The sequence below is a fragment of the Aeromonas sp. 160P genome (genome assembly GCF_055193095.1).
In genome coordinates this window covers 1,971,284-1,988,502 of record NZ_JBUXKV010000001.1, presented here as the reverse complement: position 1 = coordinate 1,988,502, position 17,219 = coordinate 1,971,284, and the positions used below count along the sequence as shown (strand labels likewise).

15 protein-coding genes and 1 pseudogene are annotated in these 17,219 nt (G+C 58.7%); 12 read left to right on the top strand and 4 right to left on the bottom strand.

Annotated features, from left to right (window positions below):
* The first annotated feature begins 244 nt into the window (after positions 1–244).
* From ACY8FN_RS09390 to ACY8FN_RS09355, 8 genes are all read left to right on the top strand, one after another.
* Entirely contained in the window at positions 245–1,879 is a 1,635-nt protein-coding gene (locus ACY8FN_RS09390; protein WP_139691324.1) for an anthranilate synthase component 1, read from the top strand.
* Entirely contained in the window at positions 1,872–2,486 is a 615-nt protein-coding gene (locus ACY8FN_RS09385; RefSeq protein ID WP_139691323.1) for an aminodeoxychorismate/anthranilate synthase component II, read from the top strand. The genes ACY8FN_RS09390 and ACY8FN_RS09385 overlap by 8 nt, the downstream gene beginning before the upstream one ends.
* Before the next feature lie 15 nt (positions 2,487–2,501).
* Positions 2,502–3,530, top strand: a complete 1,029-nt coding sequence (trpD, locus tag ACY8FN_RS09380; protein ID WP_139691322.1) for an anthranilate phosphoribosyltransferase — start codon at positions 2,502–2,504, stop codon at positions 3,528–3,530.
* Positions 3,530–5,038 (top strand): bifunctional indole-3-glycerol-phosphate synthase TrpC/phosphoribosylanthranilate isomerase TrpF, encoded by a 1,509-nt coding sequence (trpCF, locus tag ACY8FN_RS09375; protein WP_162515532.1) that lies wholly within the window; start codon positions 3,530–3,532, stop codon positions 5,036–5,038. The genes trpD and trpCF overlap by 1 nt, the downstream gene beginning before the upstream one ends.
* Before the next feature lie 85 nt (positions 5,039–5,123).
* Positions 5,124–6,317 carry a tryptophan synthase subunit beta gene (gene trpB / locus ACY8FN_RS09370; protein WP_463099836.1) on the top strand — a complete coding sequence of 398 codons (1,194 nt, stop codon included), beginning with the start codon at positions 5,124–5,126 and terminating at the stop codon, positions 6,315–6,317.
* A complete protein-coding gene (gene trpA, locus ACY8FN_RS09365; protein WP_429232725.1) occupies positions 6,314–7,120 on the top strand; it encodes a tryptophan synthase subunit alpha in 807 nt (268 codons plus the stop codon). The genes trpB and trpA overlap by 4 nt, the downstream gene beginning before the upstream one ends.
* A gap of 605 nt (positions 7,121–7,725) precedes the next feature.
* Positions 7,726–8,583, top strand: coding sequence for an abortive infection family protein (locus ACY8FN_RS09360; RefSeq protein WP_463099835.1), 858 nt, complete (start codon positions 7,726–7,728; stop codon positions 8,581–8,583).
* Between the two features lie 115 nt (positions 8,584–8,698).
* Positions 8,699–9,046: a hypothetical protein gene (locus ACY8FN_RS09355; RefSeq protein ID WP_463099834.1), complete on the top strand. Its 348-nt coding sequence runs from the start codon at positions 8,699–8,701 to the stop codon at positions 9,044–9,046.
* On the opposite strand, the pseudogene ACY8FN_RS09350 reads toward ACY8FN_RS09355, so the two are convergent.
* Positions 9,033–9,128 (bottom strand): annotated as a pseudogene (locus ACY8FN_RS09350) (metal-dependent hydrolase); the annotation flags it as partial. The gene ACY8FN_RS09355 and the pseudogene ACY8FN_RS09350 sit on opposite strands and share 14 nt — an antisense overlap.
* A gap of 34 nt (positions 9,129–9,162) precedes the next feature.
* Positions 9,163–9,345 (bottom strand): hypothetical protein, encoded by a 183-nt coding sequence (locus ACY8FN_RS09345; RefSeq protein ID WP_463101208.1) that lies wholly within the window; start codon positions 9,343–9,345, stop codon positions 9,163–9,165.
* Positions 9,346–9,478: 133 nt separating this feature from the next.
* Between ACY8FN_RS09345 and ACY8FN_RS09340 the strand changes: the two genes are divergently transcribed.
* Complete coding sequence (locus tag ACY8FN_RS09340) at positions 9,479–10,264, top strand: substrate-binding periplasmic protein (protein ID WP_463099833.1); 786 nt, start codon at positions 9,479–9,481, stop codon at positions 10,262–10,264.
* Between the two features lie 288 nt (positions 10,265–10,552).
* On the opposite strand, the gene ACY8FN_RS09335 is transcribed toward ACY8FN_RS09340, so the two are convergent.
* On the bottom strand, positions 10,553–11,764 hold the full coding sequence (locus tag ACY8FN_RS09335) for a NupC/NupG family nucleoside CNT transporter (protein ID WP_042020650.1): 1,212 nt from the start codon (positions 11,762–11,764) through the stop codon (positions 10,553–10,555).
* 464 nt (positions 11,765–12,228) lie between these two features.
* Positions 12,229–12,969 (bottom strand): phosphatase, encoded by a 741-nt coding sequence (locus ACY8FN_RS09330; protein WP_101347659.1) that lies wholly within the window; start codon positions 12,967–12,969, stop codon positions 12,229–12,231.
* Between the two features lie 468 nt (positions 12,970–13,437).
* On the opposite strand from ACY8FN_RS09330, the gene psrA reads away from it, so the two are divergent.
* The 3 genes from psrA to ruvC all read left to right on the top strand — a co-directional run bounded on the left by psrA (position 13,438) and on the right by ruvC (position 17,142).
* On the top strand, positions 13,438–14,091 hold the full coding sequence (gene psrA / locus ACY8FN_RS09325) for a TetR family transcriptional repressor PsrA (protein ID WP_463099832.1): 654 nt from the start codon (positions 13,438–13,440) through the stop codon (positions 14,089–14,091).
* A 48-nt stretch (positions 14,092–14,139) separates the two neighbouring features.
* Positions 14,140–16,464: an acyl-CoA dehydrogenase gene (locus ACY8FN_RS09320; protein WP_101347661.1), complete on the top strand. Its 2,325-nt coding sequence runs from the start codon at positions 14,140–14,142 to the stop codon at positions 16,462–16,464.
* Between the two features lie 156 nt (positions 16,465–16,620).
* Positions 16,621–17,142, top strand: a complete 522-nt coding sequence (ruvC, locus tag ACY8FN_RS09315) for a crossover junction endodeoxyribonuclease RuvC (protein WP_033136529.1) — start codon at positions 16,621–16,623, stop codon at positions 17,140–17,142.
* The last annotated feature ends 77 nt before the right edge of the window (positions 17,143–17,219 follow it).

Genomic DNA, 17,219 nt, shown 5'->3' with positions numbered 1-17,219 from the left:
CGGGCGTGTGGTCGTTGCTGTATCTGTAATCTGACAGCAAATTAAGAACCCAAATAAAAAGCCCGCTGACCCCAGCGGGCTTTTTTATTATCCGGCAAATGGACCTGTGATGAAACCGAGAATTCAGACAAGAACACTGACCTGGCGATGGCGCCCCTGATGAAACCGCCTAAACCAATTTAATTTTCAAGGAATTCAATGTCATGAACATCGGTAAAACGCATCACACGCAAGGGAACGCACTATGACAGCCACACATCGCCTTCCTCTGGGTGAATTTGATACCCTCAAACTCAACGCCCCTTATGTGGCTGATCCGCTGGCGCTCTATACCCGCCTCTGTCAGGGTCGCCCCAACAACCTGCTGCTGGAATCGGTGGAGATCGACTCCAAGGCCGGTAAACAGAGCCTGCTGCTGGTAGATGCCTGCCTGCGCATCGAGTGCCATGGCCGCACCGTGCGGGTGCGCACCCTCAACGACAACGGCGCCCAGTTGCAGAGCCTGCTGGCCGAACGGCTGCCTGTGGTGGTGGCACGCTCGCTAGTAGATGGCGAGTTGCAACTCGACTTCCCGGCCTCCGATCGGGAGCAGGATGAAGACTCTCGCCTCAAGGGGAGCAGCGTGCTGGACGTGCTGCGCACCCTGCAACAGGAGCTGCAGTGCCAGCTGGGTAAAGAAGCTCTGTTTATGGCGGGCAGCTTCGCCTATGACCTGATCGCCTCTTTTGAAGATCTGCCAGAGGTGCCGGAGGGGAGCAACAACTGCCCCGACTACTGCTTCTATGTGGCCGAGACCCTCATTACCATCGACCATATCGCGCGCTCTACCCAACTGCTGGCCTGCATCTTCGGCGGCGACAGCGACGAGAGCCAGGTAGACGACAGATATACCCGCTTGAGCGAACGGCTCACCGACTTCAAACAGCTTTGCCAGCAACCCCTCTGCGCCGAGCTGACCACCCAGCCCCTGACCGGTGGCATGAGCGTGGACAAGAGCGACAAGCAGTTCTGCGCCGAGGTGGAGAAGCTCAAAGGCTTCATCCGCCGTGGCGACATCTTCCAGGTGGTGCCGTCCCGCTGCTTCTCCCTGCCCTGTCCAAGCCCGCTGGCCGCCTATCGCCGCCTTAAGCAGACCAACCCCAGCCCCTACATGTTCTACGTGCAGGATGAAAACTTCACCCTGTTTGGTGCCTCGCCGGAGAGCGCGGTGAAATTCTGCGCCGCCAACCGCGACGTAGAAATGTACCCCATCGCCGGTACCCGCCGCCGCGGCTTGAACCCGGATGGCAGCATCAACCGGGATCTGGATGGCCGCATTGAGCTGGAGCTGCGTCAGGACGAAAAAGAGGTGGCCGAGCACCTGATGTTGGTGGATCTGGGCCGCAACGACATCGCCCGCATCTCCGAACCCGGCACCCGCTACGTCAAGGAGCTGCTGAAAGTGGATCGCTACAGCCACGTGATGCATCTGGTCTCCAAGGTGGTCGGCACCTTGCGCTCCGATCTTGACGCCCTGCACGCCTATCAGGCCTGCATGAACATGGGCACCCTCACCGGCGCCCCCAAGATCCGCGCCAGCGAGCTCATTCGCATGGTGGAAGGCAAGCGCCGCGGCAGCTATGGCGGCGCCGTCGGCTACATCAACGGCGCAGGGGAAATGGATACCTGCATCGTCATCCGCTCCGCCTTCGTCAAGGATGGCGTGGCCCATGTGCAGGCCGGTGCCGGGGTTGTCTATGACTCCAAACCCCAGGCCGAAGCGGACGAGACCCGCGCCAAGGCGGCGGCTGTACTGGCCGCCATCGCAGCCAGCCATGGCACCTCTCTGCAAGCCCTGAGCGCCCAGCAGGAGCAACATAAGGACGTGAGCCATGACTAACATCTTCCTGCTCGACAACTTCGATTCGTTTACCTACAACCTAGTCGACCAGTTCCGCTCCCTAGGCTATCCGGTGCGGATCTACCGCAACAGCCTGCCGGCCAGCCGCATCATGAGCGAAATTGCCGCCTGCGAAGGGGATGCGGTGCTGGTGCTCTCGCCGGGGCCGGGCGCCCCCCACGAGGCGGGCTGCCTGATTGATCTCATCAAGCTGGCTCGCGGTCAGGTGCCCATCCTCGGCATCTGCCTCGGTCATCAGGCCCTGTGCGAAGCCTACGGCGGCACTGTCGGCGCGGCGGGCGAAATCGTCCACGGCAAGCGCTCCCTGATTGAGCACAACGGCCACGGCGCCTTCGCCGGCCTGCCGAGCCCGCTGCCAGTAGCCCGCTACCACTCGCTGGTCGCCACCTATGTGCCGGAAGAGCTGACGGTGATTGCCCACTATCAGGGCATGCCCATGGCCATCGAGCAGCAGGACGACAGGGTGCTGGGCTTCCAGTTCCACCCGGAATCCATAATGACCTCGGAAGGGGCCCGTCTGCTGACTCAGGCGCTCGCCCATATCACCCGCCCAGAAAGCATTTTTTCGACACGCGGCGCGCGTTAAGGTAAGGAGACCAACATGCATCATCATCTCAACACCCTCTATCAGGGTCAGTCTCTGAGCCGTGAAAGTACCCGCGACGCCTTCGGGCAAGTGGTACGTGGTGAAGTGGATCCCATAGTGCTCGCCAGCCTGCTGACCGCCCTCAAGATCAAGGGGGAGACACCGGAGGAGATCGCTGGCGCCGCCGAGGCGCTGCTGGCGGAAGCGCGCGGCTTTCCGCGTCCGGACTACGAGTTTTGCGACATAGTCGGTACCGGTGGCGATGGCCTCAACACCATCAACGTCTCCACCACCTCGGCGCTGGTCGCCGCCGCCTGCGGCCTGAAAGTGGCCAAGCACGGCAACCGCTCGGTATCGAGCAAGTCGGGCTCAAGCGATCTGCTGGACAAGATGGGCATCAAGCTCGACATGAGCCCGGTGCAAGCGCGCCACTGTCTGGACGAGCTTGGCATCTGCTTCCTGTTCGCCCCCCAGTATCACGCTGGCGTGCGCCACGCCATGCCGGTGCGGCAGGCCCTCAAGACCCGCACCCTGTTCAACGTGCTGGGGCCGCTCATCAACCCCGCTCGCCCCACCTATCAGCTGATGGGGGTCTATGCCCCCGAGCTGGTGCGCCCCATCGCCGAAACCCTGCTGGCACTGGGACTGAAAACCGGTATGGTGGTTCACGGCGCCGGGCTCGACGAGATTGCCATCCACGGCCCGACCCAGGTGGCCCAGATCCGTGACGGCGAGATCCGCGAATTTATGATCACCCCGGCTGATTTTGGCCTCGAGACCTATCCGGTCAGCGCCATTCAAGGGGGAGAACCGGAAGAGAACCGCGCCATCACCGCCGCCATTCTGGCAGGGCAAGGCACCCCGGCCCACAACGCCGCCATCGCCGCCAATGTGGCCCCGCTGCTGCTGATGTCGGGCAAGGCGAAGGATCTCAAGAGCGCGGCGGCACAGGTGCTGGCAGTGCTCGCCAGCGGCAAAGCGGCAGAGCTGGCCGCCCGGCTCGCCACTTTGAGCCATCAGGAAGCGGGCCATCAGGAGGCATGATGTCAGCAACCATGTCGCACAGCACTCATTCAGAACGCCCGCAGGGCAAGAGCCAGTTTCGCAAGGATAACGAGATGTCAGACCTTATTGCCCCCCATGCTTTTCTGAACATGGCCTCCATCAGCCAGACCATTCTCGGCAAGATCGTGGCGGCCAAACAGGAGTGGATCGCCGCCCGCAAACTGGCCCAGCCGCTGGAGAGCTTCCAGAGCACGCTGACCCCAAGCGATCGGGATTTCGTCGGCGCGCTCAGGGCAGGCTCCACCCGCTTTATTCTGGAGTGCAAGAAGGCCTCCCCCTCCAAGGGCTTGATCCGCGACGATTTCAGCCCGGAGGCCATCGCCGACATCTATGGCAAATACGCCACCGCCATCTCGGTGCTGACCGATGAGAAGTTCTTTCAGGGGGATTTCGCCTTTTTGCCGCGAGTGCGCGCCCGCGTCAGCCAGCCGGTGCTGTGCAAGGATTTCATGATTGACCCCTATCAGGTCTATCTGGCCCGCCACTATCAGGCGGACGCCATCCTCTTGATGCTCTCGGTGCTCACCGACGAGGGCTATCGCGCCCTGTTCGCGGTAGCCAAAGAGCTGGGTCTTGGCGTGCTGACCGAAGTGAGCAACGAGGAGGAGCTGACCCGTGCCATCGCGCTGGGCGCGCCCGTGATTGGCATCAATAACCGGGATCTGCGCGACTTGAGCGTCGATCTCAACCGCACCAAACAGCTGGCCAAAGACATTCCCGCCGATCGGGTGGTGATCAGCGAGTCCGGCATCAACCACCGCGCTCAGGTGGCGGATCTTCGCCCCTACGCCAAGGGCTTTCTGGTGGGATCCTCTCTGATGGCAGAACCGGATCTGGAAGCCGCAGTGCGCAAGCTCACTCTGGGTCAAAACAAGGTGTGTGGCCTGACCCGCGCCGAGGATGCCGCCGCCGCCCATCAGGCTGGCGCCGTGTTCGGCGGCCTTATCTTTGTGGCGAAAAGCCCGCGCTACGTGGACATCCCCGCCGCCCGCGCCGTGATGGCGGGGGCGCCGCTCTGTTACGTCGGGGTGTTTCGCAACGCCATGCCCGCCACCATAGTCCAGACGGTGGAGGCGCTGGGACTGGTCGCGGTGCAGTTGCACGGGGATGAGGATGCCGCCTATATCGAGGCGCTGCGCCCGCAACTGCCAGCTGGTTGCCAGATCTGGAAAGCCATAGGCGTCTCTCTTGGCAAAGAAAGCGGCGAGCCGCTGCCCGCCCTCGATTATCCGGCGGATCGGTTGTTGCTGGATACAAAAGTGGGCAGCCAGAGCGGCGGCACCGGTCAGGCGTTCGACTGGGCCATGCTGGCCACGCTCGACAAGAGCAAACTGATGCTGGCGGGTGGGCTGAACCCCGACAACGCCCTGCAGGCGGCAGAGGTCGGCTGCCTCGGCCTTGATTTCAACTCGGGGGTAGAGAGTGCCCCGGGCCAGAAAGATCCACACAAGCTAGCTGCGGCCTTTAGCGCCCTGCGCGGCTTGTAACAATGCCCTTCGCCTCTTTGAAAGCGCAGAGCGATAACACCGAATTTAATATTGTCTTTTTGATTCAAGGTATAAGGAAGAAACCATGACCCTGCTCAACCCGTTTTTTGGTGAATTTGGCGGCATGTATGTGCCCCAAATCCTCATCCCCGCCCTGCTTCAGCTGGAAAAAGCCTTCGTCGATGCCCAGAAAGACCCGGCCTTTATCGCCGAATTTCAGGAGCTGCTAACCGAGTATGCCGGTCGCCCGACCCCGCTCACCCTGACACGCAATTTGACCAAGGGCACCAAGACCCGCCTCTATCTCAAACGTGAAGACCTGCTGCACGGCGGCGCCCACAAGACCAACCAGGTACTGGGTCAGGCGCTGCTGGCCAAGCGGATGGGCAAAACCGAGATCATCGCCGAGACCGGCGCCGGTCAGCATGGCGTCGCCACTGCGCTGGCCTGCGCCCTGCTCGGCCTCAAGTGCCGGGTCTATATGGGTGCCAAGGATTGCGAGCGCCAGAAGCCCAACGTCTTTCGCATGAAGTTGATGGGGGCCACCGTGATTCCGGTGCACTCCGGCTCCAGCACCCTCAAAGATGCCTGCAACGAGGCGCTGCGTGACTGGGCTGCCAACTACGACTCCGCCCACTACCTGCTTGGCACCGCCGCCGGTCCGCACCCCTTCCCCACTATCGTGCGGGAGTTCCAGAAGATGATCGGCGAAGAGGCCAAGGCCCAGTGCTTCAAGAAAGAGGAGCGCCTGCCCGATGCGGTGATCGCCTGCGTCGGCGGCGGCTCCAACGCCATCGGCATGTTTGCCGACTTTATCGACAACAAAGAGGTGCGTCTGATCGGGGTCGAGCCGGGTGGTCACGGCATCGAGAGTGGCGAGCACGGTGCGCCGCTGGGGCACGGCAGCAAGGGGGTTTTCTTTGGTATGCACTCCTACCTGATGCAGGACAAGCAGGGGCAAATTCAGGAGTCCTACTCCGTCTCGGCGGGGCTGGATTTCCCCTCCGTCGGCCCGCAGCACGCCCATCTGGCTTCCATCGGCCGCGCCGAGTATGTCTCCATCACCGACAAGGAGGCGCTGGACGCCTTCCAGGAGCTGGCCAAATCCGAAGGGATTATCCCGGCGCTGGAGTCCTCCCACGCGCTGGCCCACGCCCTCAAGATGGCCCGCAGTGAACCGGAGAAAGAGCAGGTGATCATCGTCAACCTCTCCGGCCGTGGCGACAAAGATATCTTCACCGTCGCTGACATTTTCGAGAAAGAAGGAACCTTGTCATGAACCGTTACGCACAACTCTTCTCCCGTCTGGATGCGGTCAATCAGGGCGCCTTTGTGCCGTTCGTGATGCTGGGTGACCCCACCCCCGAATTGTCGCTGGCCATCGTTGATGCGCTGGTCGCAGGGGGTGCTGATGCCCTCGAGCTCGGCATTCCCTTCTCCGATCCGGTAGCGGACGGCCCCACCATTCAGGGCGCCGCCTTGCGGGCGTTTGCCAGCCACACCACCCCGGACGACTGCTTCGAACTGCTCGGCCGCATCCGCGCCAAGTATCCGCAGCTGCCCATTGGCCTGCTGGTCTACGCCAATCTGGTCTATGTGCGCCACATCGACGGTTTTTATGAAAAGTGCCAGCAGGCAGGCGTGGATTCGGTGCTGGTCGCCGACGTGCCGGTACAGATGTGCGCCCCCTACAAGGCAGCCGCCGACAAGTTTGGCATCGACAGCATCTTTATCGCCCCGCCCAATGGCGATGCCGAGACCCTGAAACAGGTGGCGGAGCTCGGCAGTGGTTACACCTATCTGGTGAGCCGTGCTGGCGTCACCGGTGCCGAGACCAAGGCTGGCATGCCGGTGGATGGTCTCATCAACACCTTGCGCGAGTTCAAGGCCCCCCCCGCCCTGCTCGGCTTTGGCATCAGCGAACCGGCTCAGGTGCGTGAAGCTATTGCCGCAGGCGCCGCCGGTGCCATCTCAGGCTCCGCCGTGGTGAAGATCATCGAGACCCACCACCAGAACCCGGAGCATATGCTCACTCGTCTGAAAGAGTTTGTGGAAGGGATGAAGGCCGCGACCAATCGCTAAGATCGGGTATGGGGTCAGCAGTCTGTGACCCTGAGTTGCCAGTTCACATAACCGAACAAGGGAGCCTGACCGGCTCCCTTTCTTTACCCCCTCTCCCTCTGGGAGAGGGCTGGGGTGAGGGCAGCTTTGCATTCCCTGCCAAATGAGTTGCTCACCAACCGATAACTAATTTATTGATCCAACACAGATTCCTACCAAAACCCGCTTCTCAACGCGCCCCCTGCCCCCTTAAGATACCCGAATGACAATCAACCTCTCGGAAGAACACCATGACAGCGATTGTTGCTTTCTCGCAGGTTAACAACAGCGAACTGGGGGCTGTCACTCAGGGGCGGTAGCGTGGTTTTTTGTAAGTTGGCGCAGAGTGTAGCAAGCCCAACAGGGGAGTCTTATTGCGCCAACCAAATCGGGATAAACAAGAATGTGGCAAAACCGTAAAACAGAGTTTCAGATATATTCACGGTAAACGTTGGGCTTCACTTCGTTCAGCACCAACCTACGATTTTTAGCCCAATATACGAGATGAAAAACAAGAGAAAATTAGGGCATCCCAGTGTTGCCATTACTCGCCGCTGTGCACGTCGTTACACAAAAGGAGAATATCTATGCCTCTACAGATGGCAAGCGAACTTAGATTCCCAATGGGAGTGACGATAGCTTTAGACAGAGGTGCCGTTGATGATTTTCTATCTTTAATGAAACGAGTTTCATCACCTATTGGCGCTAAACATTTAATAGAAATATATAAACAGCACTTTTGTAAAGTATCAGGTGATTGTTACGCAAAGAGTTCTAGTTTGGAATGGGCTGAATCTGATCTGACCTATCAAGCTAAAAATGCTTCACAAGATGCTCCAAACTTTATTGCAGCTGTTTACGATGCATTTGAGGTTATAAATAACCAAGGTGCAGCCGCGCCTAGTGAACAACACATTAATAAAATTCTTATAGTGCATCAAATACCATTTTTAATCACAAACGGAAATCTCATTAATACGGGAGGGGTAGTAGCTGCACCTGAAGTTGATGAAACAATTTCTAGTATTGTTGCGAGAGCATTGGGTGATGCAAAAGCACTAATAGGCACTGTAGACGCATCTAGTGCTATTGATAGAGCACATACGGCATTACATGGGTACTTGACTCAATTGTGTAATGAAAACAACATCACGCTTCCGCACGATCCCACGGTCTCCAAAGCCTTTAAGTCATTGCGTGACCTTCACCCAGCCCTGCAGGCTTCGGGGAATCGTGCTAGTGAAGTTTCTAGAGTACTAAATTCCTTTGCTGCATCAATAGATGCTTTTTCTACACTGAGAAATAAAGCCAGTCTTGCACATGTAAATGAGTTACTTGAACTACCGGAAGCTACTGCGATTGTAAATGCTATGTATACTGTTTTTCGCTATATCCAAGACAGCTTAAATCGCCATGAGAAAAAATTAAGGCCCCCATCTTTCTGATCACTCCCAAATCTCAAATCTAGGACACCCACCTTTCTGAGCAAGGCGTAGCATAGCCAACATTCAAAAAGATGGGTGTCCCAACTCTACTGCATCTCAGCCCCAAAAGTTAACGTTGGAAGATTTGAAAAGTTGCATGACAGAAATAAGCCAAAAAACAAAACAACTGGCCACACTCTGCTTTTCCCTGTTTCTGATCAGACTCGGATTTCGCGCCTTTGGCTATGACCTGCTTTATCACAATCCGAATGATCCCTACGGTATATCGGATTTGATTGAAGTGGCGTTAGCCATCATTTATCTGGCGAGTCTGGGTCTTTGCATACTGCATGCCCTGTGGATATTGCTCCGACACTGGGTTCAAGGTGCCTTGGAGGCATCAGCCCTGCTCGCCCTCTGTGCCGCCCAGTGGCACAGTTATGACTATCTTCATCACTTGGCCGCCAGTCTCAGCATCTCCTAGGCCCCCTTCTCCACACCCGCCATCCCATCAACACCAGCATCAACAAAACCCCCGGCAACCAGACCCAGTAGAGCTCGGAGAAAAAAATCAGGACACCGACCTTTCTGAGCAAAACGCTACACAGCCAGTACAGAAAAGGTGGGGTCCCGGTTTTGTTGACCACTACGTATATATCCCGCGACCACCGCCTCCTGGCTCACACCAGCCACCTCATCATCGATCAGCGGTTCAGCCAGTAGATCCCGGGCGATGGCACAGTGGGACTCGTACAGGTGATCCAGCCAATGCTGGCGTTGCATCACATCCCCCCGCGAGTCAGAGCGTCATAAAAAAGCGAGTGTCCCAAATTTATCGGCCAAGGTAGTATCACCTCTCAGGCTCACGCCGTTACGGGCTTGGTTGATACACATGAACCGGGATAAAGCAGACAGAATGACGATTGATGGCCGGTTTTGCCGCTGGTTACTCCTCCTGACCAGCGTGTTCTCCAGTGTCGCCCTCTGCCGCCCCCTGGAGCCGCTGCCGATCGTGACGACCCCCTTCCCCCCCTATCAGATGGAGGTAGAGGGAGAAGCGACGGGCATCTCCACCGAGATAGTCCAGGCCATCATGGCCGAGGCCGGTATCGACTACCGGATCCGCTTCTACCCCTGGAGTCGTGCCTATCTGCTGGCCCAACAGCCGGTCCCCACCCTGATCTACAACCTGGGCCGCACCAGGGAGCGGGAGACCCAATTTCAGTGGATCGGTGCCATCACCCCCCATATTGTCTATCTGTGGCGCCGGGCCGATCGTGATGATATCCGGCTAACGCACCTGGCCGACGCGGCCCGCTACCGGATCGGCGTGCTCAAGAATGATGTCAAGCGCAGCTATCTGCTCGAGCAGCAGATCCCGGAGAGCCAGTTACCCCTGGTGCCCAGAGACGAGCAGAATGTGCAGAAACTGATGCGGGGACGGATCGATCTGATGCCCTACGACGAGGGGGCCTTCATCTATCACCTCAATGAGCTCGGCTATCAAAGTGAGCAGGTCAGCAAAGCACTCTGGCTGAAAGATATCTCCGGCGAGCTCTATCTGGCCGCCAGCCTGTCGACCCCCCCGGCGCTGGTTGAGCGCCTGCAACTGGGTTGGAAAATGGTCAGAGAGAAGGGCATCTATCACCAGATCCTGGCGCGTCACCATCTGGTTGCCACACCCCGGCAAGCGTCCCCCTGACGACCTCAGATCTCCCTGCTCATATATCACAAGTGTGGGGCTTGATTGTTGGGCTTGATATGCTGCCAAATTAGGAAACGAAATTAGGACATCCACCTTTCTGAGCAAGACGCTGCACAGCCAGCATACAAACAGGTGGGAGTCACAGCTTTTGATCAGTGTCAGGAGCAGGCAGCCCTGCTGCCCGATCTTCAGCGGTAACCAGACCAACGAAAAAGACCCCCTCTGCCCAACGGCAAGAGGGGGTCTTTTGTTTGAGCCGCTGACTAACCGGCTATCGGGTCACCATCAGGCCAGTGAGACAAAGATCCCGGCCAGGGTGGCGCTCATCAGGTTGGCCAGGGTGGCGGCCAGCACCGCCTTTAACCCCATATTGGCCACATCGTGACGGCGCTCCGGTGCCATGGTGCCGATAGAACCAATTTGCACCGCAATAGAGCCCAAATTGGTGAAGCCGCAGAGGGCAAAGGTAATGATGATCTGGGTATGGGCACTCAAGCCATCCTTGATCTGGACAAAGTCCAGATAGGCGACGAACTCGTTCATGATCACCTTCTGACCAATCAGCGAACCTGCCGCCATCATCTCGCTGGCAGGCACACCAATCAGCCAGGCCACCGGGGCAAACAGATAACCCAGCAGCTGTTGCAAGGAGAGATCGGCCCAGCCGAACCAATCACCCACGGTAGTAAGACCGGCGTTGATCATGGTGATCACGCTGACAAAGGCCAGCAGGATGGTGCCGATAGCCACAGCGATCTTCATGCCGTTCATGGCACCACCCGCCAGCGCATCGATGGCGTTGCTGTAATCGCTCTTGTCCAACGGGATCTCCTCTTGATCGCACACTTGCTGCTGCTCGGGCACCAGCAGTTTTGCCATCAGGAGACCGCCCGGCGCCGCCATAAAGGAGGCAGCAATCAGGTATTTGAGATCTACGCCCAGCGCGGCGTAACCGCCCAGCACCGAGCCAGCCACCGAGGCCATGCCGCAGGTCATCACCGCAAACAGTTCGGAGCGGGTCATGCTGGCAAGGAAGGGGCGAATCAGCAGCGGTGACTCCCCCTGCGAGAGGACGATATTGCCGGTGGCCACCAGGGATTCAGCACGGCTGGTGCCGAGCAGGCGGTGAATACCGCCCCCCAACACCCGGATCACCCACTGCATGATGCCGAAGTGATAGAGCACGGCGATCAGGGAGCTGATAAAGATCACCAGCGGCAGCACCCGCACCGCGAAGATAAAGCCGTTGCTGGCCAGATCGCCAAACACAAAGCTTATCCCGCTATCGGCAAAGCCGAGCAGGGCAGAGACGCCATTGCTCATAGCACCAAGAATGGCTTGGCCGGGGGGGAAATAGAGTACCAGCGCGGCAAAACCGGTCTGCAGGGCGAGCGCACCCAATACCGTGCGCCAGCGGATAGCGCGGCGGTTTTCACTGGCCAGCCAGGCAATAAACATCAGGGCCAGTATACCGACCAGACTCAATAACAGTGTCATCTTGCACCTATGAAGAGAGGAGTTTCATATGGCAAGTCTGCAGACAGGTATCGCGGAAGATCGGACGGGAGAGGTGCCGACCCACGCGACACGCAGACCACAAACCTACAGGTTAGTGGCGGGTCCCATCCTGGGGTCATTCACGTTCCGGGTGACAGCATGTATCGGGTGACGCCAGCGCCGTCGCAGGGGGAGATGCAGCCGGGTGGCAGGTCGGGCGGCGATGGTACAGTGATCTCCATCACATAAAAAGCGGTAAAACGCCAGGATAGCAGAAATTTTTAAAACCAGAAAAAACCTGACTCACCGAGTGCTGGGCTTGCCGCAGCCCTTTACTACCAAGGGGCTGGGATCGACAAAGCTTGCCTTATTGTCCTCCCAGCCATCTCGGCTATTTGCAGATGACGCTAGTCACTGCTGCACCAATCCTGTTTTATCTATTGGCTCAATGTGTTAGCGAATATCTACAGGTCTGCAAACTCGGGGATATGGGCACGGCCACGGCTTTCGAGAAATTCGAGCAGGGCACGGGGGGAGCGCACCAGGATCCGCTCCAGCGGGAAACCGGCCTCGGTCACCAGACGGTGGCAGTGGTCAAAATCACCGAGGCTGAAGGCGACGTGGGAATCGGAGCCGAAGGTGAGATAGGCCCCCAGATCCCGCGCAGCTTCCACGATGGCGCGGCAGTTGCCTTCACTACCCGGGCGCGAATGAATGAAGGAGGAGTTGTTGATCTCCAGCGCCACTCGATAGTCAGCCGCCGCCTTGACCACCGCCTGAATGTCGATGGGAAATGAGGGGTTACCCGGGTGGCTGATCATGTCAACCCGGCCGCTCTTGATGGCGTTGATCATCGCCTGAGTGTGGGCGGCCTGATCGCAGGGAGGGAATACCTGTTCATGAAAGCCCGCCATGATCATGTCGAGGCGCGATTCGTAACGCTCAGGGAAGTCGATCTCCCCCTCCAGGTTTTTGATGTTGGCTTCGATACCCCGCAGGATCCCGACGCCATCCACCACTCTTGGCAGTATTGGCAAGTTGGCAAAGTGCCAGACATGAGGGGCATCCGCCATCTCGGGGCCGTGATCCGTGGTGGCGAACAGCTTGATCCCCTTGGCCTTGGCTATCGGCAGATAGTCGTGGATGGTGCTGTAGGCGTGGGTGCTGGCAATGGTGTGCGTGTGGGTATCGACCGGGTACTTCATCTTCTCTCCCCTCATATTTTGAAGGGGCAGCATAACAAAGAGCGGCAGCTTGGGCCACGCCAGTGCTTGCCACACTTTGTCACAAAATACCGCGAAGCTGACATAGTCTGAGGGGCTCTGGCTGGCATACTGCCCCCGTCGATACAGCCTGAACTCGCATCGATAGTTTGCCGTCAGGATGACGCGAACTCACTTTCCCCACCGTCGCACCCTGCGGCGGTTTTTTTTTGCCTGCAAACCGCAAACCAGTAACAAACGCGCAAAAAAAGGCCCAACTAGCATGGTGCAGGTTGGGCGAGACTTAATGTTTAATTGCAGTGGCATAGATATAGAGTCCGGCTTTTTGACTAAGTTCCGCCCACTTTGCTTTTTTCATCGAAAAACATTCCGCTAACACTTATTCACATTCCCTTGACACTTCACGTTATGAAACGTACTTTTTAAACATTCGTTTAAGTGAGGTGACCAGTGAGTAAAATCGATACCAAAAACCGTATTCTCGATGCCGCTGAAGTGCTGTTTGCCGAGCGGGGATTCGCCGATACCTCTTTGCGTCTGATCACCAGTGAGGCCGACGTCAATCTGGCGTCGGTGAACTATCACTTCGGCTCCAAGAAGGAGCTGATCCAGGCGGTGCTCGACCGCTACATGAGCCTGTTCATGCCCGATCTCGATGCCCGCCTGCGGGTGCTGATGGAGCAGGAGCAGCTGACCCTGCTGCAACTGTTTGAAAGTTTTGTCGAGCCGCTGATGAAGCTATCGGCGGTGCGCACCAACGGCCCGGCCATCTTCATGCAGCTGCTGGGACGCGGCTATATCGACAGCCAGGGCCACCTGCGCCGCTTTATCACCGCCCACTACGGCCCCATTCTGATGCGGATCACCCAGGCGATCTCCAAGGCCAATCCGGCCCTGTCGCCGGCGGATCTCTTCTGGCGCCTGCACTTCACCCTGGGCACAGTCGTGTTCACCATGGCCTCCGCCGATGCGCTACGCGACATCGCCCTGGCCGACTTTGGCCAGCAGCTCGATGTGGAAGGGCTGGTGCGCAACGTTATTCCTTATCTGGCGTCCGGAGTCGGGGCGCCCGTGGAGTCGACCAGGCTCTCCCTGGCTGTGTAACAACCAACAACAAATCAACGGAAACAGTGAAATAGAAGGAACTTCGGTATGATCACATTGCTTGTCCTGCTGGTGCTGGCGATAGCCGTTGTGCTCGGCGTGCCCTCCATCCGTAAAAAGGTGGTAACCCGTCCGGTGTTCGGCATCTTCAAAAAGATACTGCCGCCCTTGTCAGCTACCGAGCGGGAGGCCATGGAAGCCGGCTCCGTCTGGTGGGATGGCGAGTTGTTTCGCGGCAACCCCGACTGGAAAAAACTGCACGGTTACGGCAAGGCCGAACTGAGCGCCGAAGAGCAGGCCTTTATCGACAATCAGGTCGAAACCCTGCTCGCCATGGTTGATGACTTCAAGATCGTCAACGAAACCAAAGACCTGCCGGAGCCGGTGTGGGACTATCTGAAGAAGGAAGGCTTCTTCTCCCTGATCATTCCGAAATCCTACGGCGGCCGTGAATTCTCGGCGATTGCCAACTCCACCATAGTCACCCGCATCGCCACCAAGAGCCTGAGCGTGGCGGTCACCGTCATGGTGCCCAACTCCCTCGGCCCGGGCGAGCTGCTGATGCACTACGGCACCCAGGCCCAGAAAGATTTCTGGCTGCCGGGGCTGGCCAATGGCAAAGAGGTGCCCTGCTTCGCCCTGACCGGGCCGGAAGCGGGCTCAGATGCGGGTGCCATTCCTGACAAAGGCATTGTCTGCAAGGGGATGCACAAGGGTGAAGAGGTGCTGGGTATTCGCCTCAACTGGAACAAGCGCTACATCACCCTGGCGCCCCGCGCCACCGTGCTGGGCTTGGCGTTCAAACTCTATGACCCGGAAAAACTGCTGGGTGACAAGGAAGAGCTCGGCATCACCTGCGCGCTCATCCCCACCAGCCACCCGGGCGTGCGCGTTGGCGATCGCCACTACCCCATGGGTCTGGCGTTCCTGAACGGCCCGACCTTCGGCAAGGATGTGTTCATTCCGCTCGACTGGATCATCGGCGGCCCGGATTACGCTGGCCGTGGCTGGCGCATGCTGGTGGAGTGTCTCTCCGCCGGTCGTGGCATCTCGCTGCCTGCCCTTGGCACCGCTTGTGGTCACATGGCAAGCCGCACCGTGGGCGCCTACTCCTACGTGCGCAAACAGTTCGGCATGTCCATCGGCAAGTTTGAAGGGGTGCAAGAGGCGCTGGCTCGCATCGGCGGCCTCACCTATCAGCTGGAAGGGGCCCGTCGCATGACCGCAGGTTCCCTGGATTTGGGTCAGGCACCGGCCATAGTCACCGCCATCTCCAAGTACCACATGACCGAGATGGCGCGCCAGATCATGGATGACTCCATGGACATCCACGCCGGTCGTGCCATCCAGCTCGGTCCGAAAAACTACACCGGCTACGCCTACATGGGTATTCCGGTCGCCATCACGGTGGAAGGGGCCAACATCCTGACCCGTAACCTGATGATCTTCGGGCAAGGGGCGACCCGCTGCCACCCTTACGTATTTGCCGAGCTGGAAGCAGCCGCCGACACCGACGTGGAGCGCGGTCTCGAGAAGTTCGATGCCCTGCTGCTGAAGCACATCGCCTTCGGTACCGGCAACTTCTTCGGCGCCCTGTTCCAGGGGCTGACCCTGGGTCAGTTCAACAGCGCACCGGTGGCTGGCGAAACCGCCCGTTACTACAAGCAGCTGTCGCGCATGAGTAAAGGGCTGGCCCTGTGCGCCGACGTCTCCATGCTGATGCTGGGTGGCGATCTCAAGCGCAAGGAGATGATTTCCGCCCGTCTGGGTGACGTGTTGAGCCACCTCTATCTGGCCTCCTCTACCCTCAAGCACTACGAGGATCAGGGCCGCATGGTCTCCGATCTGCCGTTCGTGCAGTACGCGGTGGAGCGCAACCTCTACCTGATTGGCAAGGCGTTCGAGGGCTTCTTCCAGAACTTCCCGAACAAGGTGGTGGGTGCCGTGCTCAAGCGGGTGGTTTTCCCGTTCGGCGTCGGTTACAAGATGCCGGCAGACGATCGCTGCCACGCCATCTGTCTGGCCATGATGAAGCCGGGCGAGTTCCGCGACCGTCTGACCGCCCTCTGTTATGTGGGCAAGGACGATGCGGATCCGGTTGGCCTGATGGAACGCGCCTTCCAGGCCATGGTCGCCGTTCAGCCCTACGAGAAGAAGCTGGTGCAGGCCCAGAAAGAGGGCAAACTGCCCCGCAAGATGGCCCTGCCGGAGCTGGTCGCCGCCGCGCTTGCCGGTTCCATCCTGAGCAAGGACGAAGCGGACAAACTGCTGGCCGCCGATGCCCTGCGCTACGAAGCGATTCAGGTAGACAACTTCGCCCCGGGCGAGCTGGAAGGATTCTCCCAGCCACACAAGGTCGATCACGCAGCCTGATCCTGACAGCACTCCGTTATGACGCAACGGCCCTTCGGGGCCGTTTTTGTCATATTAAAGCCCTCTTTTTACTGTTCGTACATACAGTGTGCAGCCAAACTGGCCGCAGTTTGCTATCTTGGCGACCATCACTCGCCTTTAGAGCAATCACAACCCATGAGCATTATTTTGGGCATAGATCCGGGATCGCGGATCACCGGCTACGGGGTTATCCGGGTGGTGGGCGGCAAGGCCGAATATCTCGGCTCTGGCTGCATCCGCACCGATTGCGGCGAACTGCCAGCGCGCCTCAAGCAGGTTTATGATGGGGTATGCGAGATCATCACCCAGTTCAAGCCTACCGAGTTTGCCATCGAGCGGGTCTTTATGGCCCGCAACGCCGACTCGGCCCTGAAACTGGGACAGGCCCGGGGCAGCGCCATCGTCGCCGCAGTCAACGCCTATCTGCCAGTGAGCGAGTACTCCGCCACCCAGATCAAGCAGGCGGTAGTCGGCACTGGCGGCGCCGCCAAGGAGCAGGTGCAGCATATGGTGACCCATCTGCTGAAACTCTCCGCCACCCCGCAGGCAGATGCGGCGGATGCACTCGGCGTCGCGCTCTGCCACCTGCACACCCGCCAGAGCCTGATCAAGATGGCAGGCCGCGCCAGCAGCTCGGTACGCGGCCGCTATCGCTGAGCCCTTGCTCACCCGCACGGCACATTGCTATCGATAAATAAAAACCGCCCCGGCAGCTAGCCGGGGCGGTTTTGTTT

Excerpts from the sequence above, each read along its gene's own strand:
- ruvC (WP_033136529.1), top strand. The coding sequence starts at position 16,621 with ATGAGCATTATTTTGGGCATAGATCCGGGATCGCGGATCACCGGCTAC.
- trpB (WP_463099836.1), top strand. The coding sequence starts at position 5,124 with ATGACCCTGCTCAACCCGTTTTTTGGTGAATTTGGCGGCATGTATGTG.
- ACY8FN_RS09385 (WP_139691323.1), top strand. The coding sequence starts at position 1,872 with ATGACTAACATCTTCCTGCTCGACAACTTCGATTCGTTTACCTACAAC.
- trpCF (WP_162515532.1), top strand. The coding sequence starts at position 3,530 with ATGTCAGCAACCATGTCGCACAGCACTCATTCAGAACGCCCGCAGGGC.
- ACY8FN_RS09345 (WP_463101208.1), bottom strand. The coding sequence starts at position 9,345 with ATGCAACGCCAGCATTGGCTGGATCACCTGTACGAGTCCCACTGTGCC.
- ACY8FN_RS09340 (WP_463099833.1), top strand. The coding sequence starts at position 9,479 with ATGACGATTGATGGCCGGTTTTGCCGCTGGTTACTCCTCCTGACCAGC.
- ACY8FN_RS09320 (WP_101347661.1), top strand. The coding sequence starts at position 14,140 with ATGATCACATTGCTTGTCCTGCTGGTGCTGGCGATAGCCGTTGTGCTC.
- trpA (WP_429232725.1), top strand. The coding sequence starts at position 6,314 with ATGAACCGTTACGCACAACTCTTCTCCCGTCTGGATGCGGTCAATCAG.
- trpD (WP_139691322.1), top strand. The coding sequence starts at position 2,502 with ATGCATCATCATCTCAACACCCTCTATCAGGGTCAGTCTCTGAGCCGT.
- ACY8FN_RS09330 (WP_101347659.1), bottom strand. The coding sequence starts at position 12,969 with ATGAAGTACCCGGTCGATACCCACACGCACACCATTGCCAGCACCCAC.
- ACY8FN_RS09335 (WP_042020650.1), bottom strand. The coding sequence starts at position 11,764 with ATGACACTGTTATTGAGTCTGGTCGGTATACTGGCCCTGATGTTTATT.
- ACY8FN_RS09360 (WP_463099835.1), top strand. The coding sequence starts at position 7,726 with ATGCCTCTACAGATGGCAAGCGAACTTAGATTCCCAATGGGAGTGACG.
- ACY8FN_RS09390 (WP_139691324.1), top strand. The coding sequence starts at position 245 with ATGACAGCCACACATCGCCTTCCTCTGGGTGAATTTGATACCCTCAAA.